We start from the raw sequence: 23,554 nt of genomic DNA, 5'->3' as shown, positions 1-23,554 counted from the left end.
CGTTGACGCCGGCTGCGGCAAGCTGTCCGCCAACACGACAAGGCAGATCCGATGAAAAAACTGCTCTGGCTGACGGTCGTCCTGCTGCTGGTGCTGGCGGGCATCGTGTTCAGCGGCCCCTATGTGACCGTGCATGGCCTCAGCCGCGCGATCGAACAGCGCGACACCGCCAAGCTCGAGCGCTACGTGGACTTCCCGATGCTGCGCGCCAACCTGCGCGCGCAGCTGAGCGACTACGTGGTGCGCCGCGCCGGGCCGGACCTGCAGTCCAGCCTGTTCGGTGCGCTGCTGCTCTCGGCCGGTGACCGCCTCAGTGCGACCGCAGTGGATGCGCTGGTGACCCCGACCGGCATCGGCGCCCTGCTCGAGGGCCACACCCTGTGGAAGCGCGCCAGCAATGACCTGGACAGCCCCAGCAACGATGCCTACGCGGCGCCACGACCGGCGCGGCCGCTGAACGGTGCCACCCATCACTTCGAGTCGCTGTCGCGCTTTACCGCCACCACCCATAACCCGCAGGGCGCGCCGGTGGTGTTCGTCCTGCAGCGCTCGGGCCTGCGCTGGCGCCTGGTCGACATCCGGCTGCCATTGAATCCCGAGACCACCGCCCCGTCGGCCCTGCCGATCCGGTAGGTACCCACCGTTGGTGGGTACATGGACCCCACGCACCTCCCGGCGGTGCATCAGCCGTCGTTGGCTACCCCATGCGGCACATGCCCGGCCGCCACGCTCTGGTGCTGCAGCGCGCTGTCGATGTTGTGCTGGGAATCGTCGAAGAAAATGTCCGCGCCGAAGGCTTCCAGGAACGGCCCCTTGTGGCGGCCGCCGAGGAACAGCGCTTCATCCAGGCGCACGCCCCATTCGCGCAGGGTGCGGATCACGCGCTCGTGCGCCGGCGCCGAGCGCGCGGTCACCAGAGCGGTGCGGATCGGCGCATCCTCGCCCGACGGGAATACGGCCTGCAGGGTGTGCAGGGCCGAGAGGAAGTTGCGGAACGGACCTCCGCTGAGCGGCTCGCGGGCGTTCTCGCGCTCGTGGCGCCCGAAGGCTTCCACGCCCTGCTCGCGCGAAATGCGCTCGCTCTCATCACCGAAGATCACCGCATCACCATCGAAGGCGATGCGCAGCTGGCCCAGCGGACGGCCCAGATCGACCTGCTCGGCCGCAGCGATGGTCTCGCCCGGCGGCTTGGGCAGGATGGTCGCGGCGGCGATGCCGTGCAGCAGCGCGCGGCGCACCGACTCCGGGTTGGCCGACAGGAACAGGTCGGTACCGAACGGCTTCACATACGGCCAGGTCGGCTCGCCCGCGGTGAACGTCGCGCGGATGATGCCCAGGTCGTAGTGCTGGATCGAATTGAAGATGCGCAGGCCGGTATCGGCGGAGTTGCGCGAGAGCAGGATCACTTCCACCCGCGGCTGTTCCGGCGATTGGCCCTGGTTGAGCGCGAGCAGCTTGCGCACCACCGGGAAGGCTACGCCCGGGCGCAGCACATCATCTTCGTGCTTGCGCTGGTACTCGGCATAGGCATCGACGCCTTCGGCCTCGAACAGCGCGTGGCCCTCTTCCAGATCGAACAGGGCCCGCGAGGTCACGGCAACGGTCAGCAAGCGGGGGGTGTTGTCGCCCATGGCAATCAGCAATCCAATGCGGCCGCAGCGGCCGGCCAGCCATTCTCCCACAGAGCATGGCCACCACGGCCGTGCCCGGTCAGAACATGAACTGCTCGCTCAGGATCCGGTCTTCCAGATTGTGCTCCGGGTCGAACAGCATGGTGACGCGGCGCTCGTGCGATTCGCGGATGGTCACTTCCACCACATCGCGGGTTTCATGCGAATCGGCGGTGACACTGACCGGGCGCTTGTAGGGGTCGAGCACGCGGAACCGCACTTCGGTGTCGGCCTTGAGGATCGCCCCGCGCCAGCGGCGCGGACGGTACGGGGCCAACGGAGTCAGCGCGATGGTGTGCGAGCCCAGCGGCAGGATCGGGCCGTGTGCGGAGTAGTTGTAGGCGGTGCTGCCGGCCGGGGTGGCGACCAGCACGCCGTCACCGATCAGCTCGGCCACGCGTTCCTGTCCATTGAGGTCGATGCCGATGTGCGCGGCCTGGCGGGTCTGGCGCAGCAGCGAGACGTCGTTGTAGGCCAGCGAGCCGGTGGTCGTGCCGGATTCGGTCAGCGCCAGCATCTCCAGCGGGCGCAGGTTGGCCGGCTCGGCCGCCGCCAGGCGTGCCGGCAGGTCGTCATCACGGAACTGGTTCATCAGGAACCCCACCGTGCCCAGCTTCATCCCGAACACCGGTTTGCCCAGCGCGCCGTAGCGATGCAGCGCCTGCAGCAGGAAGCCATCGCCCCCGAGCGGACACAGCACCTCGGCCTGCTCGGGCGTGTAGTCGCCATAGCGGGCCCGCATCTGTGCCAAGGCGAGCTGCGCCGCTTCGGTGGAACTGGCCAGGAAGGCGATACGGGGGGAAGCGCTCATCAAACATCCGGTGGGGCGGGTTCGCCAGAGCATACCCGCCACGTCCCGGGTAGGCCACGACCGTGGGTCGTGGCGTGGGGCGCCGGTCATGTCGGCGTCCGCACCGACCAACGGTCGGTACCTACCGGATGCCGGGAACCGACATGAAAAAACGGCCCCGCCGAAGCGGAGCCGTGTGTTTCTCATGCAATGCCGTTACCAGACCCCGCCCATCCCTCTGGAGCAGAGCCCCCCTGAGTCAGGGGGGCGCGCCGAAGGCGCGGGGGTCTGGAGTCATCGTTTGCATGGGGCCCACGGTTTGCAAAGCAAACCGTGGGGCGTCAGCGCGAATGCGCTCACGCACCATGCTCACGCACCATGCGAGGCCAGCTGACCCAGGCGCTGGACCGCAACCGAGACGGTCGGGTAGTCCAGGGTCTTCTGCTCGGCCAGCTCGGCCAGCATCGCCAGGGTGAAGCGCAGGCTGCTGTCGTCGCGGCCTATCCAGGCGGCGACCTTGGCTTCGGCGCTGCTGCCCTTCATCGACAGGACCTGGGCAGCCAGGTTGCGATGGTGGGCGGCCAGCTCGTCGCGCAGCACGCCACGGGCCACGGCGTGCCAGCGGCCGTTGACCTCCAGCGCGTCGATCTGCTCGAACAGCCACGGCAGCTGCAGGGCATCGCCCAGGCGGAAGTGGACCTTGGAGACGTCCACCGGCTTGAGCTTGCGGGTCCGGGCCAGCTCGATGATGTCGAACGCCGGCTCCAGGAACTGCAGTTCCGAGAGCTGCTGCGACAACGCCGGCGGCAGGCCCTTCTCCTTCCACTCCTGCACGCTCGCCTCGTAAGCCGGGCGCTGCGAATCGGGCAGCACGCCGGAGGCCACGCGGATATCGTTGAAGGCGGCCTGGTAACGGTTGACCGCTTCGGTGATGCCCGGCATGGCGCCCGGGCGCGACAGCAGCCAGCGCACGAACGAACGCTGCAGCTTCCAGATCACTTCCAGCGCGTCGATCTGCACCGACTCCGGCAGCGTGCCGTCGAGGGCGTCGATCTGTGCCCACAGGGCGCGTGCGTCCAGCGTTTCACGGCTGATCGTGTACGCCTTGGCGACCTCGGCCACGGTGCGGCCGGTGTCTTCCTGCATGCGCATCAGGAAGGTGGCGCCCATGCGGTTGATGGTCTGGTTGGTCACGGCCGTGGCGATGATCTCGCGCTTCAGGCGGTGACGCTCCATCGCATCGGCGTACTTCTTCTGCAGCGGCGTCGGGAAGTAGCGCTGCAGTTCCTTGGACAGGTACGGATCTTCCGGAATGTCCGACTCGAGCAGCTGCTGGAAGGCCACCAGCTTGGAGTAGGACAACAGCACCGAGAGTTCCGGACGGGTCAGGCCCTGGCCACGCGCCTTGCGTGCGGACAGTTCCGCATCCGAGGGCAGGTACTCGATCTGGCGGTCCAGCAGGCCCTGCTGTTCCAGCGTGCGGATGAAGTGCTGCTTGGAGCCCAGGCGCTTGACCGCCATGCGTTCCATCAGGCTCAGCGCCTGGTTCTGACGGTAGTTGTCCATCAGCACCAGCGCGGCCACTTCGTCGGTCATCGAGGCCAGCAGCTTGTTGCGCTGTTCGACGGTCAACTTCTTGGCCCGCACCACATCATTGAGCAGGATCTTGATGTTGACTTCGTGATCGGAGGTGTCCACACCGGCCGAGTTGTCGATGAAGTCGGTGTTGAGCAGCACGCCGGCCTGGGCAGCTTCGATGCGGCCCAGCTGGGTCATGCCCAGGTTGCCGCCCTCGCCCACCACCTTGCAGCGCAGCTCGCCACCGTTGACGCGCAGCGCGTTGTTGGCACGGTCGCCGACATCGCTGTGCTGCTCGCTGGCCGCCTTGACGTAGGTACCGATGCCGCCGTTCCACAGCAGGTCGACCGGCGACTTCAGGATCGCGCTCATCAGGTCGTTCGGGGTCATCGACTTGATGCCCTCGTCCAGGCCGAGTACCTCACGGACCTGCGGGGTGATCTCGATCGACTTCAGCGTACGCGGGTACACGCCGCCGCCCTTGCTGATCAGCTTGGCATCGTAATCGGCCCAGCTGGAACGCGGCACGGTGAACAGACGCTCGCGCTCGACGAAGGTCGTGGCCGCATCCGGGTTCGGGTCCAGGAAGATGTGACGGTGATCGAACGCAGCGACCAGGCGGATGTGGCGCGACAGCAGCATGCCGTTGCCGAACACGTCGCCGGACATGTCGCCCACGCCGACCGCGGTGAAATCCTGGCTCTGGCTGTCACGGCCCAGCGCACGGAAGTGGCGCTTGACCGACTCCCACGCACCGCGGGCGGTGATGCCCATGCCCTTGTGGTCGTAACCGACCGAGCCACCGGAGGCGAACGCATCGCCCATCCAGAAGCCGTGCGCCACGGCCAGGCCGTTGGCGATGTCGGAGAAGGTCGCGGTGCCCTTGTCGGCCGCCACCACCAGGTACGGGTCGTCCATGTCGTGGCGGACCACGTCCACCGGCGGCACGATCTTGTTGTTGACGATGTTGTCGGTGATGTCCAGCAGGCCCTGGATGAACAGCTTGTAGCAGGCCACGCCGTTGGCGAACACCGCATCACGGTCGCCGTTGACCGGCGGCATCTTGGCGAAGAAGCCGCCCTTCGCGCCGACCGGCACGATCACGGTGTTCTTGACCATCTGCGCCTTGACCAGGCCCAGCACCTCGGTGCGGAAGTCTTCGCGACGGTCCGACCAGCGCAGGCCGCCACGGGCGACGGCACCGAAACGCAGGTGGGTACCTTCCACGCGCGGGCCGTACACGAAGATTTCGCGGTACGGGCGCGGCTTGGGCAGGTCCGGCACCAGCGCCGAATCGAACTTGAAGCTGATGACGTGGCCCGGACGGCCCTCGGCATCGGTCTGGTAGTAGCTGGTGCGCAGGGTCGCATCGATCACGCCCATGAAGCTGCGCAGGATGCGGTCTTCATCGAGGCTGGACACGCGGTCCATCAGCTTCAGCAGCGCATCGCGCGCGGCATCCATCTGCACGGTGCGGTCGCCCTTGCGCGCATCGACCACGGTCTTGAGCACTTTCAGGGTGGCTTCGTCACCGCCGGCGAGCACGGTCAGGTGCGAACGCAGCTGGGCCTGGCCCTCGGCGATCGCGTCCTTGCTCTCGTGGCCGGTGGCCGGATCGAAGCGGGCTTCGAACAGCTCCACCAGCAGGCGGGCCAGCAGCGGGTAACGGGTGAAGGTACCTTCCACGTAGGCCTGCGAGAACGGCACGCCGGTCTGCAGCAGGTACTTGCAGTAGCCACGCAGCATCGCGACCTGGCGCCAGTGCAGCCCGGCGGCGAGCACGAGGCGGTTGAAGCCGTCGTTCTCGGCATCGCCGTGCCACACGCGGGCGAAGGTTTCACCGAAGGCGGCGTCGACGCTCGGCGCATCGATCGCACCGGCCACCGATTCCACTTCGAAGTCCTGCACGTACACCGGGGCGTTGTCGACCGTCAGGCGGTACGGACGCTCGGAGATCACGCGCAGGCCCATGTTTTCCATCATCGGCAGCGCATCGGACAGCGGAATGTCGTCCAGCTGGCGATACAGCTTCAGGCGCAGGCCGTCGCCGCTTTCGCGCTGCACGGCCTGCAGGCTCAGGCGCAGATCGTCCGGGCCGGTCAGCGCATCCAGCTGGCTGACGTCGTTGGCGGCGATCTCGGTGCTGGAGTCTTCGATGTAGCCGGCCGGCAGCGCCTTGCCGATACGCGCGGCGATGCGCAGGCCTTCGCCTTCACCGTGGCGGGCGACCAGCGCTTCGCGCAGATCGTCCTGCCAGTTGCGCAGCACCTGGGCGAGCTTCTGCTCCAGTGCGCTGGTGTCCACTTCCAGGGTCTGGCCTGCCTTCGGACGCACGATCAGGTGCACCTGGGCCAGCGGCGACTCACCGAGCACCACCGAGCTGTCCACGTACTCGCCCTGCAGGGCGTCCTTGAGCATCGCCTCGATGCGCAGGCGCACATCGGTGTTGAAACGTTCACGCGGCAGGTACACCAGCGCGGAGATGAAACGGCTGTACTTGTCGCGGCGCAGGAACAGGCGGCTGCGCACGCGCTCCTGCAGGCCCAGCACGCCCATGGCGGTGCGGAACAGTTCGTCCTCGCTGGACTGGAACAGTTCTTCGCGCGGCAGGGTTTCCAGGATGTGGCGCAGCGCCTTGCCGCTGTGGCTGCTCGGCGCCAGGCCGGACTTGCTCATCACGTATTCGTGGCGCTGGCGCACCAGCGGGATTTCCCACGGGCGGCGGTTGTAGGCGCTGGAGGTGAACAGGCCCAGGAAGCGCTGCTCGCCGATGATCTTGCCCTTGGCGTCGAATTCCAGCACGCCGATGTAATCCATGTAACCGGAGCGATGCACGCGCGAACGGGCATTGGTCTTGGTCAGGATCAGCGCGTCCTTCAGGCCGGTGGTGGCATTGAGACCCTGCGCGGCGAGCGTCTTGACCGGGCGTGCAGCGGACTTGTCCTGCCCGCGCATCAGGCCCAGGCCGGTGTCGTTGAGCGGTGCCAGCACGTCTTCCTTGCCCTGCTTCTCCACGCGGTATTCGCGGTAGCCGAAGAAGGTGAAGTGGTTGTCGGCGGCCCAGCGCAGGAACTCCTGCGCTTCCGCGCGCGAGGCGGCGTCGACCGGCAGCTGGCGGCTGCCCAGGTCGTCGGCCAGGCTCTGCGCCTTGGTACGCATCGCGTCCCAATCGCGGACGATGGCACGCACCTCGTCCAGCGCCTTGATGATCGCCTTCTCGACGTCGGCCATGGCCTCGGCCGGCTGGCGGTCAATCTCCAGCAGCATCACCGATTCGGCGGTGCCGTCGCTGACGCCGGCCAGCTTGCCGGCCTTGTCACGCGCGAAGCGGATCACCGGGTGACCCAGCACGTGCACGCCGATGCCATGCTCGGCCAGCGACATCGTGACGGTGTCCACCAGGAACGGCATATCGTCGTTGACGATCTGCAGCACCGTATGCGGCGACTCCCACCCGTTGCTCTTCAGCGTCGGGTTGAACACGCGGACGTTGGCCTTGCCGGACTTGCGCACACGCGCGAATTCCAGCGTGTCCGCTGCCAGTGCGGCCCACTCTTCCGCGCTGTGGTGCGGGAACTCGTCCGCCTCCATGCGCTTGTAGAAGTCGGCGGCAAAAGCCACTGCCTCGGCCTGCCCGGCCGACGGGTAGCGCTTGCGCAAGGCCGTGTACACCGGCTCCAGCGAGAAGCCCACTGGCGAAACAGTCTGCGTATCGGCTGGTTTGGATTTGTTTTTCACGGTCTTGGCTGCTGGTTTTTGCGGTTTCATGACGGAGCGGTGCGTGATGCTCAGTTGGGAAAATGAAATTGTAGGCCTACCGCACAGAAATACCTTGCTGCAGGACGGAATAAGGTCTTTCGGGTTGGGTGGCGTTTACATCGGCGGTGTCAATTCGGCCGGGTACGGACATGCATGTCGGCATTCTATGGAGCGCAGCGTCGGCCACTTCCGTTGCAACTTGATGTTGGGTATCAAAAACGACGGAAAGACAAGGCTTCTACAATTCTGAACTGGACGGTATAGTCCACCGCGTGACTCCCCCACACCCCGCCGCCAGCACCCTGGACGCGCGCGATCACCGCGTGTTCGATGCCGTGCGCGACCTGCTGGCCAGCCAGGGCATGCAATTGAGCATGGACGCGGTGGCCCAGCACGCGGGCTGCTCCAAGCAGACGCTCTACAGCCGCTACGGCAGCAAGCAGGAACTGCTCAGGCGGGTGATGCAGCGGCATGTCTGCCGCGCCACCGCCGGGCTGCGCTCACTCGACGGTGATGACCTGCGTGGCAGCCTGCTGCAGTTCGCCAACGACTACCTGGACCACTTCAATCAACCGCACGTGGTCCAGGCCCGGCGGCTGATCGCAACCGAATCCAGTCAGTTCCCCCAGGAAGCCCGTACCCTTTACCAGGACGGCGCCGGGGCACTGGCGCTTCATGTTTCTGAATGGCTGGCAACGCGGGCCGCCCAGGGCCAATTGAGGCATGACGACCCGCACTTCATGGCTGAACTGCTATTGAGCATGATCGCCGGATTGGATTTCGAGAAACAACGTTTCCACATCCCCCACCGCGATGACGCCGCCGTGCGCCGCCGCTGGGCAGAATTCTCCGTCGACAGCTTCCTGCGCGCCTTCGCTGCGCCCGAAGCCGCCACGGCTTCGCATTCAAACCAACACCGGAGCTTCTCCTGATGATCGCCCCACTCCGCACCCTTGCCCTGACGTGCGCAGTCGCCTTTGCGTTGACCGCCTGCAAGAAGGAAGAGCAGCAGGCCCCGCCGCCGCCGGAGGTGGGCGTGATCGAGGCCAAGCCGCAGACCCTGCCACTGCAGCGCGAGCTGGTCGGCCGCCTGTCGCCGTTCCGCAGCGCCGACGTGCGTGCCCGCGTCCCGGGTGTGCTGCTCAAGCGCGTCTATCAGGAAGGCTCGGACGTGAAGGAAGGCCAAGTGCTGTTCCTGATCGACCCGGCACCGCTGCGCGCTGCACTGAATGCCTCGCAGGCCGAACTGGCCTCGGCCCAGGCCACCGCCGCCAATGCCAAGGCCGCCGCCAACCGCGCCCGCTCGCTGGCCCCGCAGGCCTACGTCTCCAAGTCCGACCTCGATGCCGCCGAAGCCACCGAGCGCACCGCCGCTGCCGCCGTGCAGCAGGCACAGGCCTCGCTGGCCAGCGCGCGGATCAACCTCGGCTATGCCGAAGTGCGTTCGCCGATCAGCGGCCGCGCCGGCAAGCAGCAGGTCACCGAAGGTGCGCTGGTCGGCCAGGGCGATGTGACCCTGCTGACCACCGTGGACCAGCTCGACCCGCTGTACGTGAACTTCTCGATGAGTGTGGATGAGCTGACCCAGATGCGCGCGGCCCAGGCCAAGGGCGCACTGGCCCTGAGCGGAGACGGCAAGTCCACCGTGCAGGTGAAGCTGGCCGACGGCACGCTCTACGACCAGCCGGGCACGCTGGACTTCTCCTCGACCACGGTCGACCCGGCCACCGGCGCGGTCTCGCTGCGCGCGGTGCTGCCGAACCCGCAGCAGATCCTGCTGCCGGGCGCCTTCGTCAGCTTCCAGGCGACCCTGGGTGAGCGCAACAACGCCTACCTGGTGCCGCTGCAGGCGCTGCAGCGCGACACCACCGGCGGCTATGTGCTGGTCGTGGGCAAGGACGGCAAGGTCATCCGCAAGAACGTGAAGAGTGAAGGCCAGCAGGGCAGCAACTGGCTGGTCAGTGGCGGGCTGGATGCCGGCGACCAGGTCATCGTGGCCGGCGTGCAGAAGGTCAAGGAAGGCGCGCCGGCCAAGGCCGCCCCGTGGAACCCGGCCGCCGGCAACGGCAATGGCCAGGCGCCGGCGGGTGCTGCTCCGGCAGGGGCCGCTCCGGCGGCGGCTGCCAAGCCCGATGCCGCTGCCGCGCCGGCCGACGCCGCCGCAGACACGTCCGACGCCGCTCCGGCTGCCGAACCGAACAAGCAATAACGGGAATCCTCCGTCATGCCTAAATTTTTCATTGAACACCCGGTATTCGCCTGGGTGGTCGCGATCCTGATCTCGCTTGCGGGCGTGATCTCGATCCTGGGTCTGGGCGTGGAGTCCTACCCGAGCATCGCACCTCCCCAGGTGACGGTGAGCGCCACCTACCCCGGCGCCAGCGCCGACACCGCCGAAAAGTCGGTCACCCAGGTGATCGAGCAGCAGCTGACCGGTATCGATCACCTGCTGTACTTCAGCTCCTCCTCGGCCTCCAACGGCCGCGTCACCATCACCCTGACCTTCGAGACCGGCACCGATGCCGATATCGCCCAGGTGCAGGTGCAGAACAAGGTCTCGCTGGCGACCCCTCGCCTGCCGACCGAAGTGACCCAGCAGGGTGTGGTGGTGGCCAAGGCCAACGCCGGCTTCCTGATGGTGGTGGCCCTGCAGTCCGACAGCGCGTCGATCGACCGCGATGCCCTCAACGACATCGTCGGTTCGCGCGTGCTCGACCAGATCTCGCGCATCCCCGGCGTGGGCAGCACCCAGCAGTTCGGTTCCGAGTACGCCATGAACATCTGGCTCAACCCGGAAAAGATGCAGGGTTACGGCCTGTCCGCCACCCAGGTGCTGGCTGCGATCAAGGACCAGAACGTGCAGTTCGCGGCCGGTTCGCTGGGCTCGGATCCTTCGCCGGAAGGGCATTACTTCACCGCGACGGTCTCGGCCGAGGGCCGCTTCAGCTCGCCGGAAGAGTTCGAGAACATCATCCTGCGCGCCAATACCGACGGCTCGCGCGTGCTGCTCAAGGACATCGCCCGGATCGCCTTCGGTGCGAACAACTACGGCTTTGACACTCAGTACAACGGCAAGCCGACCGGTGCCTTCGCGATCCAGCTGCTGCCGGGTGCCAACGCCCTGAACGTGGCCAACGCGGTCACCGCCAAGATGGACGAGCTGTCGCCGAGCTTCCCGGCCGGTGTCAGCTGGTTCTCGCCGTACGACAGCACCACCTTCGTGAAGATCTCGATCGAGGAAGTGGTGAAGACCCTGATCGAAGCGGTCGCGCTGGTCTTCCTGGTGATGCTGATCTTCCTGCAGAACTTCCGCGCCACGCTGATCCCGACCCTGGTCATCCCGGTCGCGCTGCTGGGTACGTTCCTGGGCATGAGCATCATCGGTTTCACCATCAACCAGCTGACGCTGTTTGCGATGGTGCTGGCGATCGGCATCGTGGTCGATGACGCCATCGTGGTGATCGAGAACGTCGAACGCATCATGACCGAGGAGAAGCTGCCGCCCAAGGCCGCCACCCAGAAGGCCATGACCCAGATCACCGGTGCGGTGGTCGCGATCACGGTCGTGCTGGCCGCGGTGTTCATTCCGTCGGCCCTGCAGGGTGGTGCCGCCGGTGAGATCTACAAGCAGTTCGCGCTGACCATCGCCATCGCGATGGGCTTCTCGGCGTTCCTGGCGCTGGGCTTCACCCCGGCGCTGTGCGCGACGTTCCTCAAGCCGACGCACAACGACAAGCCGAACATCGTCTACCGCACCTTCAACAAGTACTACGACAAGGTCAGCAACACCTACGTGGGCCACATCACCTCGGCGGTGAAGCACGCCCCGCGCTGGATGATCCTGTTCGTGGTGCTGACCGCGCTGTGCGGTTTCCTGTTCACGCGCATGCCGGGCAGCTTCCTGCCGGAAGAAGACCAGGGCTATGCGCTGGCGATCGTGCAGCTGCCGCCGGGCTCGACCAAGTCGCAGACCAACCACGCGTTCGCCCAGATGCGCGGCATCCTGGAAAAGCAGGATGGCTTCGAAGGCATGCTGCAGGTGGCCGGTTTCAGCTTCGTCGGTTCCGGTGAAAACGTGGGCATGGGCTTCATCCGCCTCAAGCCCTGGGCGGACCGTGACATCACGGTGCCCGAGTTCATCAACAACATGAACGGCGCGTTCTTCGGCATCAAGGAGGCGCAGATCTTCGTGGTCAACCTGCCGACCGTGCAGGGCCTGGGCCAGTTCGGCGGCTTCGACATGTGGCTGCAGGACCGTGGCGGCGTGGGCTATGAGCAGCTGACGCAGGCGCGCAACATCCTGCTCGGCAAGGCTGCGCAGGAAAGCGATCTGCTGACCGGCGTACGCCCGAACGGCCTGGAAAACGCGCCGCAGCTGCAGTTGCACGTGGACCGCGTGCAGGCGCAGACCATGGGCCTGTCGGTCTCGGACGTCTACAGCACCATCCAGCTGATGCTGGCCCCGGTGTACGTCAACGACTTCTTCTATGAAGGCCGCATCAAGCGCGTGACCCTGCAGGCCGATGGTCCGTACCGTACCGGCGCGGAGTCGTTGAACAGCTTCTACACGCCGAGCACGCTGCAGACCAATCCCGACGGCACGCAGGCGATGATTCCGCTGAGCACCGTGGTGAAGTCCGAATGGGTGTCCGCACCGCCGTCGCTGAGCCGCTACAACGGCTACTCGGCGGTCAACATCGTCGGTTCGCAGGCGGCCGGGCGCAGCTCGGGCGAGGCGATGCAGGCAATGGAGCGGATCGTCAACGATGACCTGCCGGCAGGCTTCGGCTACGACTGGTCGGGCATGTCCTACCAGGAAATCCTGGCCGGTAACGCCGCGACCCTGCTGCTGGTGCTGTCCATCGTGGTGGTGTTCCTCTGCCTGGCCGCGCTGTATGAAAGCTGGTCGATCCCGGTGGCGGTGCTGCTGGTGGTACCGCTGGGCGTCCTCGGCGCGCTGGCCTTCTCGCTGGCACGTGGCCTGCCGAACGATCTGTACTTCAAGATCGGCCTGATCACGGTGATCGGCCTGGCCGCGAAGAACGCGATCCTGATCGTGGAGTTCGCGGTGGAGCAACGGGCCGCGGGCAAGAACCTGCGCGAGGCGACCATCGAAGCCTCGCGCCTGCGTTTCCGCCCGATCCTGATGACCTCGTTCGCCTTCATCATGGGCGTGGTGCCGATGGCCATCTCCACCGGTGCCGGCGCCAACGCGCGTCACGCGATCGGTACCGGCGTGATCGGCGGCATGGTGTTCGCCACTTTCCTGGGTCTGCTGATGATCCCGGTGTTCTTCGTGGTGGTCCGCCGCATGCTGGGTGACAAGCTGGACGAACCGTCCAAGGAGTTCCTGGAGCGCCAGGGCGAAGCCAACACGGCGCACCGTCCGGATCGTTGATGGACAAGGGGCAGCCCCGGCTGCCCCACCGCCAGGTGACCACCGTGGGTGGTCACACTGATCGGTAAGTGACCCCCGTGGGTGGTTACGCTGATCGGTAGGTGACCACCGTTGGTGGTCACACTGAAATGCAAAAGCCCCGGCGCGAGCCGGGGCTTTTTTGTGTGCGGCGCAAGAGGGGTAGAGCCACACCCTGTGTGGCTCAGGCGATGCACACGCGCCTGGGACGCAGGTAGTGCCGGCCGCTGGCCGGCTCCTCCGAATGCCCACCCGGGAAGGACCGCCTGGTTGCCCGCCCGAGAAGGACCGCCTGGTTGCCGGCCAGCGGCCGGCACTACCACACGGTCTCAGCGCACTACCACACGGTCTCAGCGCAGCAGCGCCACCGCTGCACAGGCGACCACGATCGCCAGCGACGGCCACTGCATCGGCAGGTAGAAGAAATGATGGCGGGCAGGCTCGCCCTCCGCGCGCGGGCCGCGGTTGAGCACCATGCCCAGCACGACATTGATCGCTGCGCCGATGCCGAAGCCGATCAACAGCTGCGCCAGCGAGGTATTGCCTTTGGCAACAGCAGGATCGGGCCACAGCCACATCAACAGCAGCAGAGTGGCGATGGGGGTGAGCAGGGTCAGGAACCCTGCGCCTCGATAAATAACCATGGGGTGACCTGTAGAACGGAACCGCACATTCTGCACTACCCCACGTCCCGACCATCGGTCGGCACGTACCCGGCGGGCGGCCCCGACGCTACAGCCTCCGCCTGCGGGCCACGACCGTGGGTCGTGGCCGCGCTACCTCAGCGCAATCCGGTCTCGTTGCGCGCGATCACCAACCGCTGGATTTCCGAGGTGCCCTCGTAGATCTCGGTGATCTTGGCATCACGGAAGTAACGCTCCAGCGGCATTTCCTTGGAATAGCCCATGCCGCCGTGGATCTGCACGGCCTGGTGGGTGATCCACATCGCCGCTTCGGAAGCGGTCAGCTTGGCAATCGCCGCTTCATTGCTGAAGCGCTTGCCCTGGCCCTTCACCCATGCCGCGCGCAGCGTCAGCAGCAGCGCTGCATCCAGCTTGCACTTCATGTCGGCGATCTTGGCCTGGGTCATCTGGAAGGTACCGATCGCGGCACCGAAGGCCTTGCGGTCCTTCACGTATTCGATCGTGGCTTCGTACGCGGCACGCGCGATGCCGATCGCCTGCGAAGCGATACCGATACGGCCGGCATCGAGCACGCCCATGGCGATCTTGAAGCCCTCGCCTTCCTTGCCGACCACGTCATCGGCAGCAGCCACGTAATCCTGGAACTCGATCTCGCAGGTCGCCGACGCACGGATGCCCAGCTTCGGCTCGGTCTTGCCGCGGTGGAAACCGGCGTTGTCGGTGTCGATCATGAACGCGGTGATGCCACGTGCGCCCTGGTCCGGATCGGTCATCGCAAACAGCACGATGTACTTGGCAACCGGGCCGGAGGTGATCCAGCTCTTCTTGCCGTTGATGACGTAGGTGCCATCGGCCTGCTTGACGGCGCGGCAGCGCATCGCCGTCGCATCCGAGCCGGATTGCGGCTCGGTCAGCGCGAACGCGCCGATGGCTTCGCCCTCGGCAATGGCGCGCACGTACTTCTGCTTCTGCGCTTCGCTGCCATGGGTCAGGATGCCGTTGCAGAACAACGAGTTGTTGACCGACATGATCGTCGAATGCGCGGCGTCGCCGGCGGCGACCTCCACCATCGCCAGGACGTAGGCGATCGGGTCCATGCCCGCACCGCCGTAGGCTTCGGGTACTTCGATACCCATCAGACCGTTCTCGCCCAGCAGGCGGATGTTCTCCAGCGGGAACTCGCCGGTGCGGTCATGGTGTTCGGCGCTGGGCGCGATCTTTTCCTGCGCGATACGGCGCGCAACGTCCTGCAGCATCAACTGCTCTTCGGTAAAGCTGAAATCCACAACACCCTCCCGGGGACATTAGTGATATGGCCGCGCAGAGCGCGGCCAGGTCGGGCGATTGTACCGGGGGGCGGGGAGGCACGCCTGACTTGACCGGACAGCCGCCAAAGGACGAGAATATCTCTATATCGCGATAGGTAGATATTTATGGATCTCGAGGACTGGTCCGTCCGGCTGAAAGTGTTCGCCGACGCCACCCGGGTGCGCCTGCTGGCGCTGCTGGAACAGGAAGAACTCACCGTGGCCGAGCTGTCGGCCATCACCACGCTGGCACAGCCGCGGGTGTCCACCCATCTGGCCCGGCTCAAGGAGGCCGGCCTGGTCCGCGACCGTCGCTCCGGCGTCTCGGCATATTACCGCTTCGATGACGCCGCGCTGGACCCGGCGCAGCGCGCATTGTGGCATGCCCTGAGCACCGGCAGCGACGACCCGCTGCTGCGCCAGGACGCTGAACGCGTGGCCGCCGTGATGGCCAGCCGTGCCGCCGATCAGAACTGGGCCGACAGCGTCGCCGGCGACATGGAACGCCACTACTCCCCCGGCCGCACCTGGGAAGCGCTGGCACGCACTGCGCTGCCGCTGCTGGAAACCGGCGACGTGCTCGACATCGCCTCCGGTGACGGTGTGCTGGCCGAGCTTGTGGCGCCGCACGCCAAGCGCTACATCTGCATCGACACCAGCGCGCGCGTGGTCGCCGCGGCCAGCGAGCGGCTGCGCAGGCTGGCCAACGTGGAAGTGCGCGAAGGCGACATGCATGCCCTGCCCTTCCCCGACCAGAGCTTCGACCTGGTGGTGCTGATGCATGCGCTGACCTACGCGGCCAAACCGGCCCAGGCCGTCGCCGAAGGCGCGCGCGTGCTGCGCCCCGGCGGTCGCCTGCTGCTGTGCAGCCTGGCCCGGCACGAGCATCGTGCAGCCGTGGATGCCTATGGCCACGTCAACCTCGGTTTCAGCGACAAGGAACTGCGCAAGTTCGTGGAGAAGGCCGGTCTGGTCGTCTCCAGCCTGGAAACCGTGACCCGCGAGAAGCGCCCGCCGCATTTCGAAGTCATCTCGCTGATCGCCAGCAAGCCCTGAGGTCTGCCCATGTCATCCCTGCCCTGGCTCCACCCCGACCGCGTGCACGCGCTGGAAACGGCGCTGGCCCAGCGCATCCTGATCATCGACGGGGCCATGGGCACGATGATCCAGCGGCATGGTCTGGAAGAGGACGACTACCGCGGCGAGCGCTTCGCCGGCGGTTACGACCACCAGCACGGGCCCGGCTGCGACCATGCCGCGCCCGGTGAGACGCCGCAGGGGCACGATCTCAAGGGCAACAACGACCTGCTGCTGTTGACCCGGCCGGAAGTGATTGGCGGCATCCACACCGCGTACCTGGACGCCGGTGCCGATCTGGTCGAGACCAATACGTTCAACGCGACCTCGGTCAGCCAGGCCGACTATCACCTTGAACACCTGGTCTACGAGCTCAACAAAGCCGGCGCCGCGGTGGCGCGCGCCTGCTGCGATGCGGTTGCGGCGACCACGCCGGGCAAGCCGCGCTTCGTGATCGGCGTGCTCGGCCCGACCAGCCGGACCGCCTCGATCAGCCCCGACGTGAACGACCCCGGTTTCCGCAACACCAGCTTCGATGCCCTGCGCGAGACCTACCGTGAAGCCATCGACGGCCTGATCGACGGCGGCGCCGACACCCTGATGGTGGAAACCATCTTCGATACGCTCAACGCCAAGGCCGCGCTGTTCGCCATCGAAGAGGTGTTCGATGCGCGCGGTGGGCGCCTGCCGGTGATGATCTCCGGCACGATCACCGATGCCTCCGGGCGCACCCTGTCCGGACAGACGGCCGAAGCGTTCTACGCCTCGGTCGCGCACGGCCGGCCGCTGTCGATCGGGCTGAACTGCGCGCTCGGTGCCAGCGACATGCGGCCGCACGTGGAGACCTTGTCCACCGTGGCCGAGTGCCTGGTCAGCGCGCACCCGAACGCGGGCCTGCCCAACGCCTTCGGCGAGTACGACGAAACCCCGGAAGAGATGGCCACCACGCTGCGCGAGTTCGCCAGCGCCGGCCTGCTCAACCTGGTGGGCGGCTGCTGCGGCACCACCCCGGCGCACATCCGCGCGATTGCCGAGGCGGTCGCCGATCTGCCGCCGCGCCGCCTGCCGGCACCCCCGCTCGAAGACGCGGCATGACCGCGTCCGCCCCACGCTCCCGTCGTCGTTGTCGTTGACCCTCCTCCGCCAGCCCGTGCCCGCCTGCCCATGACGTCTTCCCGCTACACCCGCCTGTCCGGTCTCGAGCCGCTGGTCATCACCCCGGACCTACTGTTCGTCAACATCGGTGAGCGCACCAACGTCACCGGCAGCGCGCAGTTCCGCAAGCTGGTGAAGGAAGAGCGCTACGAAGAGGCGGTGGAAGTGGCGCGCCAGCAGGTCGCCAATGGCGCGCAGATCCTCGACGTCAACATGGACGAGGGCCTGATCGATTCCGAAAAGGCGATGACGCGCTACCTCAACCTGATCATGTCCGAGCCGGACATCGCGCGCATTCCGGTGATGGTCGACTCCTCCAAGTGGAGCGTGATCGAGGCCGGGCTGAAATGCCTGCAGGGCAAGAGCGTGGTCAATTCGATTTCGCTCAAGGAAGGCGAAGCGCAGTTCATCGAACAGGCGCGCAAGGTGCTGCGCTACGGCGCCGCTGCGGTGGTGATGGCCTTCGATGAGGATGGCCAGGCCGATACCTGCGCGCGCAAGGTGGAAATCTGCACCCGCGCCTACCGGATCCTGACCGAACAGGTCGGCTTCCCGCCGCAGGACATCATCTTCGACCCGAACATCTTCGCCGTCGCCACCGGCATCGAGGAGCACGACAACTACGCGGTCGACTTCATCGAAGCCACCCGCATCATCAAGCGCACCCTGCCGCACTGCCATGTCTCCGGCGGTGTCTCCAACGTGTCGTTCTCGTTCCGCGGCAATGAAACCGTGCGCCAGGCGATCCACTCGGTGTTCCTGTTCCATGCCATCGGCGCGGGCATGGACATGGGCATCGTCAACGCCGGTGCGATGCCGATCTACGACGATCTGGACGCCGAGCTGCGCGAGCGCGTGGAGGACGTGATCCTCAACCGCCGCAGCGACGGCACCGAGCGCCTGCTGGAGATCGCCGAGCGCTACAAGGGCAAGAAGGGCGATGTGCGCGGCGAAGACCTTGCCTGGCGCGAGAAGCCGGTCAATGATCGCCTCGCGCATGCGCTGGTGCACGGCATGGACGCGTGGGTCGAGCAGGACACCGAAGAAGCGCGTGCGCGCTCGACGCGTCCGCTGGATGTCATCGAAGGGCCGCTGATGGACGGCATGAACATCGTCGGCGACCTGTTCGGCGCCGGCAAGATGTTCCTGCCGCAGGTGGTCAAATCCGCGCGCGTGATGAAGAAGGCGGTGGCCTACCTGCTGCCCTACATCGAGGCCGAGAAGGCACGCAGCGGGGACACCGCCAAGAGCAACGGCAAGATCATCATGGCCACGGTCAAGGGCGACGTGCACGACATCGGCAAGAACATCGTCGGCGTGGTCCTGGCCTGCAACAACTTCGATGTGATCGACCTGGGCGTGATGGTGCCCGCGCAGAAGATCCTGGATGCCGCGCGCGCCGAGAACGCCGACATCATCGGCCTGTCGGGCCTGATCACACCGTCGCTGGAAGAGATGAGCCACGTCGCCCGCGAGATGGAGCGGCAGGGCTTCACGATGCCGTTGATGATCGGCGGCGCGACCACCTCGCGCGCGCACACTGCGCTGAAGATCGACCCGCACTACAAGGCGCCCACGGTGTGGGTGAAGGATGCGTCGCGCGCGGTTGGCGTGGCACAGTCATTGATCTCGCGCGAGCTGCGCGATGCCTTCGTGGCCGCCAACGAGGCCGACTACGCCGACATCCGCCAGCGCCACCGCAACCGTGGCGACGCCAAGCGACTGGTCACCCTCGCCAAGGCGCGCGCCCAGCGCTTCGTGGGCGACTGGGCCACCTACACACCGCCGACGCCGCGCAGGCCGGGCCTGCATGTGCTCGACGATTACCCGCTGGCCGATCTGGTCGAGGTGATCGACTGGACGCCGTTCTTCCAGGCCTGGGAACTGGCCGGCAAGTACCCGGCGATCCTGACCGATGAGATCGTCGGGCCCCAGGCGACCGACCTGTACAAGGACGCCCGCGCGATGCTCAGCCGGATCGTCGCGGAGAGGTGGCTGACCGCCAAGGCCGTATTCGGCCTGTGGCCGGCCAACAGCGTCGGCGATGACGTGCACCTGCGCACCGACAACGGCCCGGCCGTGCTGCACTTCCTGCGCCAGCAGGTGGACAAGCCGGTCGAACGCCCGGATTTCTGCCTCGCCGATTTCATCGCGCCGGCCGACAGCGGCAGGCAGGACTGGATCGGCGCGTTCGCGGTGACCGCTGGCATCGGCATCGACCCGCACGTGGCCCGCTTCGAGGCCGACCACGACGATTACAACGCGATCCTGCTCAAGGCGCTGGCCGACCGCTTGGCCGAAGCCTTGGCTGAGCGCCTGCACCAGCATGTGCGCATGGATTACTGGGGCTATCAGCCGGATGAGCAGCTGGACAACGAATCGCTGATCGCCGAGAAGTATGCTGGCATCCGCCCGGCCCCCGGCTACCCGGCCTGTCCGGAGCACAGCGAGAAAGCCACGCTGTTCCGCTTGCTGGATGCCGAGCGCAACGCGGACATGCAGCTGACCGAGAGTTTCGCGATGCTGCCCACCGCGGCGGTATCGGGCTATTACTTCAGCCATCCGCAGAGCCAGTATTTCGTGGTCGGCCGGGTCACCCGCGAACAGGTGGTCGACTATGCCAAGCGCAAGGGCGTGGACCGTGTGCAGGCCGAGCGCTGGCTGGCCTCGAACCTGGATTACGATCCGGAATGAGCGTGCCACCCGACCAACGGTCGGGTGCTAGCGACGTGATGGATTGCCGGTGTCGCTCGTTTGCCTGACCCACGGTCGGGTGCTGACGGCATAATGCGCGGGTAGGCACCCGCTGTTGGTGGGTGCGCGCCCTCCGAGACCCCGCATGACCGCCCTCCCCCGCGACGCCGTTCCGGCCGTCCGCCTGTCCTCGTTCTACCTCTTCTATTACGCCGCCCTCGGCGCGTTCACCCCGTACTGGTCGTTGTTCCTGACCTCGCGCGGGATGAGCGTCACCGCGATCAGCGTGATGATGGGCCTCTGGTACGCCACCCGCATCGTCGCGCCCACCACCTGGACCTCCCTCGCCGCCGCCTCGCCGCGCCCGATCTTCTGGCTGCGGCTGGGCTGCGTGCTGACCCTGCTGACGTTCTGCGCCTTCCTGCTGCCGTTGCCGCAACCGTGGCTGTATCCGGCGATGATCACGTTCTGCTTCTTCTACAACGCGGTGATGCCGCAGTTCGAATCGATCACGCTGACCCACCTGGGCAGTGACAGCCACCGTTACGGGCTGATCCGGGTGTGGGGCTCGCTGGGTTTCATCGCCGTAGTGATGCTGTTCGGCTGGATCATCGAAGGCGACGGCGGTGCCGGCAACGCGCATCTGCTGCCGTGGTTGATGCTGCCGCTGTTCGGCCTGCTCACCGCCTCGGGCTTTGCCAACCGCTACGCGCGCAACCTGCAGCGCAGCGACGGCGACGCGAGCGGCTTCTGGCAGATCGTGCGCAAGCCACAGGTGCTGGCGTTCTTCCTGGCCGCGTTCATGGAGCAGCTGTCGTTCGGCCCCTACTACACCTTCTTCTCGGTCTACATGGATCACCACGGCTACGCGACGTCCACGCTGGGCGTGTTGTGGACGATCGGGGTGGTGTTCGAAGTAGGCGTGTTCTTCACCATCGGCCGCTTCTTCCGCCGTTATGACGCCAGCTGGATGCTGCTGATCGCGCTGCTCAGCTCCACCGTGCGCTGGGCGGTCACCGCGCTGTTCCCGGAGAACCTGCCGGTGATGCTGATCGCGCAGACCGCGCACGCGCTGGGCTTCGCGGCCTTCTTCGCCGCCGCGATGCAGATGCTGGCGACCTACTTCCCCGGCCGCCTCAACGGCCATGGCCAAGGCCTGCTGTACGGGTTCTCGTCCGGCGTGGGCGGCGTGCTCGGCGCGTTGATCGCCGGCCAGTTGTGGCCCATCGATCAGGGCCGCACTGCGTTCCTGGCCGGCAGCGGATTCGCGTTGGCCGGTGCCCTGCTGTGCTTCTTCGCGATCAGCCTGCCGCTGCTGCGCGCCGGCCGCCGGAAACGCACAGCCGTGTAGCGCCACGCCATGCGTGGCGGGCGGCTCACGGGGCGGCGGCTGGCGCCGTCGCCTCCAAGCGGCGCAGATGCGCCTGGAAATCCGGCAGCAGCAGACGATTGCCGTAGCCGCTGAGATGATCGCCATCGAAGAACAGCGGTCTGCCGTCGCGGGTCGGCAGGCACTGCGCACCGGGGCACAGCAACGGCATCGGATCCCAGATCGACGCACCGGGCAGACCGGCAGCCACCTGCTGCAGGCCGGCCAGCACCGGCGCACGCAACGGCTCGATCTCGCTGCGCGCGATGGTCATGCCGTGGGCGCAGATCGGGTTGTGCCGGTTGAACACATCCGAGCAGCGGTACGGCGGCGCCGGCAGCACCGGTTTGGGCGCTTCCAGCACGATGCGCACGCCACGCTCGGCCAGCGGGGTGAGCTGTTCGACCCAGTGCGCCACTTCAGCGGTGCGCCCTGCATCGGCCGCCTCGCTGAGATGTTCGGCACGTACCTGGGCGACGTCGAAGAGGGCGTACTGCTCGGACAGGCGCGGCAGGCGCAGCCCGGCCAGCAGCACGACATCGCCCGGCTGCGCACGCGCCTGGATATCGTCCAGCACATTGCGCGCATAGGCCTCGCAGGCTGGATTGGGGCCCTGCCAGGCGCGCAGCCCGACCAGCGCGCAGCCGCCGCTGCCGTACAGTCGGATCGGCGCACCGTCGAGCACGGCCAGGCGCTGCAGCAGCTCGTGGTAAGCCAGTGCGTGCGAATCCCCGGCAACGAACAGTTGGCGGGTGGATGCGGCGCGTCCCGGGCACTCCCCGCGCTCGTACAGGCGCGCCTGCCCGCCGGGCACCGGCACGTTGCTGACCCGCACGCGGCAGTCCGGAATCTCCTTCTTCAGCCCCTTGGCATACGGATACCAGTCCAGCGGGGCGCGGCTGACCACGCTGAGCGAGGTGTACTGCTGGGTCTTGACCAGCGCCGACTGCAGGCCGGCGCCGAGCACCAGTACGCCCAGCCCGACCACGACCCAGCGCGCATTGCTGGCGTGCCAGCGCGTGCCGTGGCGCAGCGGCTGCTCCACCCAGCGCCACGACAGCCAGGACAGCAGCGCCACGCACAGCAGCGCCGCGGCGCCGGTGGCCAGCGTCTCCAGGCCCACCGTCCAACGGAACAGTACGAAGACCGGCCAGTGCCACAGGTACAACGAGTAGGACAGCCGCCCGACCGTCACCATCGGCGTGGTCGCCAGCGCGCGTCCGACCCAGCCGCCCGGCGAGCCCTGCAGCAGGCCGAGCAGGCCCAGCGTGCCCAGCACCGGCCACAGGCCGTCGATCCACGGCGAATGGCCCGGGCGCGCGGCCCACAGACCGTAACCGAGCGCCACAAGGCTTAGCAGCACCAATGGCGAGCGCCATCCGAAGCCACGCGGCAGCACCGGTGGAGGCGTGAACCGCCCGCTCAACGCCAACAGCTGGAACAGCAGCACGCCGGCACCCAGCTGCCAGAACCGTGTGGTGGTCAGGTAGAACGCATCGATCTCATGGCCGCCCTGCCGCGCCCGGAACACCGCATACCCCAGCGATGCCACGGTGGCCACGCCGAACAGCCCCAGCGACAGCCAGCGCCCGCGCGGACCTTTGGCCCAGGCCAGGAACAACAGCGGGAACAGCAGGTAGAACTGTTCCTCCACGCCCAGCGACCAGGTGTGCGTGTACGGATTGAACTCGGTGCGCGGCGAGAAGTAGTCATTGCCGGTGCTGGCCAGCACCCAGTTGCTCAAGCCCACGAACGCCATACGCCCGGTCTTGTCGCTGGTCTCGCTGAGCCAGGATTCGGGAATCAGCAACGCGCTGAGCATCGCCGTTACCAGCAGGCACACCACCAGTGCCGGGGCGATGCGGCGCATGCGGCGCGCGTAGAAGCGCGCCAGCCCGGCCCAGCCGCCAACCGACGGCAGTCGATCCACCGAGGCGCTGACCACGAAGCCGGAGATGACGAAGAACACGTCCACACCAGTGAAGCCGCCGGGCAGCCAGCTGGCCTTGAGGTGATAGAGGATGACCGCCAGCACCGCGATGGCACGCAGGCCATCGATATGCGGGAAGTACCCGGGACTGCGTTCCTGCATGGC

The 23,554-nt window shown here is 66.8% G+C and carries 13 protein-coding genes and 1 pseudogene; 8 read left to right on the top strand and 6 right to left on the bottom strand.

Going from position 1 to position 23,554, the window contains the following annotated elements; all coding sequences use genetic code 11:
* The first annotated feature begins 51 nt into the window (after positions 1-51).
* A complete protein-coding gene (locus HDC96_RS02230) occupies positions 52-633 on the top strand; it encodes a DUF2939 domain-containing protein (protein WP_179458562.1) in 582 nt (193 codons plus the stop codon).
* Positions 634-683: 50 nt separating this feature from the next.
* On the opposite strand, the gene HDC96_RS02225 is transcribed toward HDC96_RS02230, so the two are convergent.
* The 3 genes and pseudogenes from HDC96_RS02225 to HDC96_RS02215 form a co-directional block, all read right to left on the bottom strand.
* Positions 684-1,631: a 5'-nucleotidase gene (locus tag HDC96_RS02225; RefSeq protein ID WP_088434636.1), complete on the bottom strand. Its 948-nt coding sequence runs from the start codon at positions 1,629-1,631 to the stop codon at positions 684-686.
* Between the two features lie 79 nt (positions 1,632-1,710).
* Positions 1,711-2,481, bottom strand: a complete 771-nt coding sequence (locus HDC96_RS02220; RefSeq protein ID WP_179458561.1) for an NAD kinase — start codon at positions 2,479-2,481, stop codon at positions 1,711-1,713.
* A gap of 348 nt (positions 2,482-2,829) precedes the next feature.
* Positions 2,830-7,722, bottom strand: a pseudogene (locus HDC96_RS02215) (NAD-glutamate dehydrogenase domain-containing protein); the annotation flags it as partial.
* Between the two features lie 347 nt (positions 7,723-8,069).
* Between HDC96_RS02215 and HDC96_RS02210 the strand changes: the two are divergent.
* The 3 genes from HDC96_RS02210 to HDC96_RS02200 are packed head-to-tail and all read left to right on the top strand — an operon-like array spanning position 8,070 to position 13,195.
* On the top strand, positions 8,070-8,729 hold the full coding sequence (locus HDC96_RS02210) for a TetR/AcrR family transcriptional regulator (protein ID WP_179458559.1): 660 nt from the start codon (positions 8,070-8,072) through the stop codon (positions 8,727-8,729).
* Positions 8,729-10,006, top strand: coding sequence for an efflux RND transporter periplasmic adaptor subunit (locus tag HDC96_RS02205; protein ID WP_179458558.1), 1,278 nt, complete (start codon positions 8,729-8,731; stop codon positions 10,004-10,006). Before HDC96_RS02210 ends, HDC96_RS02205 begins: the two co-directional genes overlap by 1 nt.
* Positions 10,007-10,021: 15 nt before the next feature.
* A complete protein-coding gene (locus HDC96_RS02200; protein WP_179458557.1) occupies positions 10,022-13,195 on the top strand; it encodes a multidrug efflux RND transporter permease subunit in 3,174 nt (1,057 codons plus the stop codon).
* Between the two features lie 368 nt (positions 13,196-13,563).
* On the opposite strand, the gene HDC96_RS02195 is transcribed toward HDC96_RS02200, so the two are convergent.
* Both HDC96_RS02195 and HDC96_RS02190 read right to left on the bottom strand, forming a co-directional pair.
* Positions 13,564-13,857, bottom strand: a complete 294-nt coding sequence (locus HDC96_RS02195) for a hypothetical protein (protein ID WP_179458556.1) — start codon at positions 13,855-13,857, stop codon at positions 13,564-13,566.
* A 137-nt stretch (positions 13,858-13,994) separates the two neighbouring features.
* Positions 13,995-15,143, bottom strand: a complete 1,149-nt coding sequence (locus HDC96_RS02190) for an acyl-CoA dehydrogenase family protein (protein WP_179458555.1) — start codon at positions 15,141-15,143, stop codon at positions 13,995-13,997.
* Between the two features lie 147 nt (positions 15,144-15,290).
* Here HDC96_RS02190 and HDC96_RS02185 point away from each other — a divergent pair, with 147 nt between their 5' ends.
* From HDC96_RS02185 to HDC96_RS02170, 4 genes are all read left to right on the top strand, one after another.
* Positions 15,291-16,220 carry a metalloregulator ArsR/SmtB family transcription factor gene (locus HDC96_RS02185; protein WP_121037902.1) on the top strand — a complete coding sequence of 310 codons (930 nt, stop codon included), beginning with the start codon at positions 15,291-15,293 and terminating at the stop codon, positions 16,218-16,220.
* Between the two features lie 9 nt (positions 16,221-16,229).
* Positions 16,230-17,336 carry a homocysteine S-methyltransferase family protein gene (locus tag HDC96_RS02180; RefSeq protein ID WP_179458554.1) on the top strand — a complete coding sequence of 369 codons (1,107 nt, stop codon included), beginning with the start codon at positions 16,230-16,232 and terminating at the stop codon, positions 17,334-17,336.
* 69 nt (positions 17,337-17,405) lie between these two features.
* A complete protein-coding gene (metH, locus tag HDC96_RS02175) occupies positions 17,406-20,090 on the top strand; it encodes a methionine synthase (protein WP_179458553.1) in 2,685 nt (894 codons plus the stop codon).
* A 145-nt stretch (positions 20,091-20,235) separates the two neighbouring features.
* Positions 20,236-21,441 (top strand): MFS transporter, encoded by a 1,206-nt coding sequence (locus HDC96_RS02170; RefSeq protein ID WP_179458552.1) that lies wholly within the window; start codon positions 20,236-20,238, stop codon positions 21,439-21,441.
* Positions 21,442-21,466: 25 nt separating this feature from the next.
* Here the strand turns inward: HDC96_RS02170 and HDC96_RS02165 are convergent, their stop codons facing one another.
* On the bottom strand, positions 21,467-23,551 hold the full coding sequence (locus HDC96_RS02165; protein ID WP_179458551.1) for an acyltransferase family protein: 2,085 nt from the start codon (positions 23,549-23,551) through the stop codon (positions 21,467-21,469).
* Positions 23,552-23,554: the final 3 nt, after the last annotated feature.

It is taken from the genome of Stenotrophomonas sp. JAI102, assembly GCF_013409105.1.
GTDB lineage: Bacteria > Pseudomonadota > Gammaproteobacteria > Xanthomonadales > Xanthomonadaceae > Stenotrophomonas > Stenotrophomonas maltophilia_AA.
The sequence above is the reverse complement of the archived record's forward strand: the minus strand, read 5'-3'. Positions and strand labels throughout refer to the sequence as shown.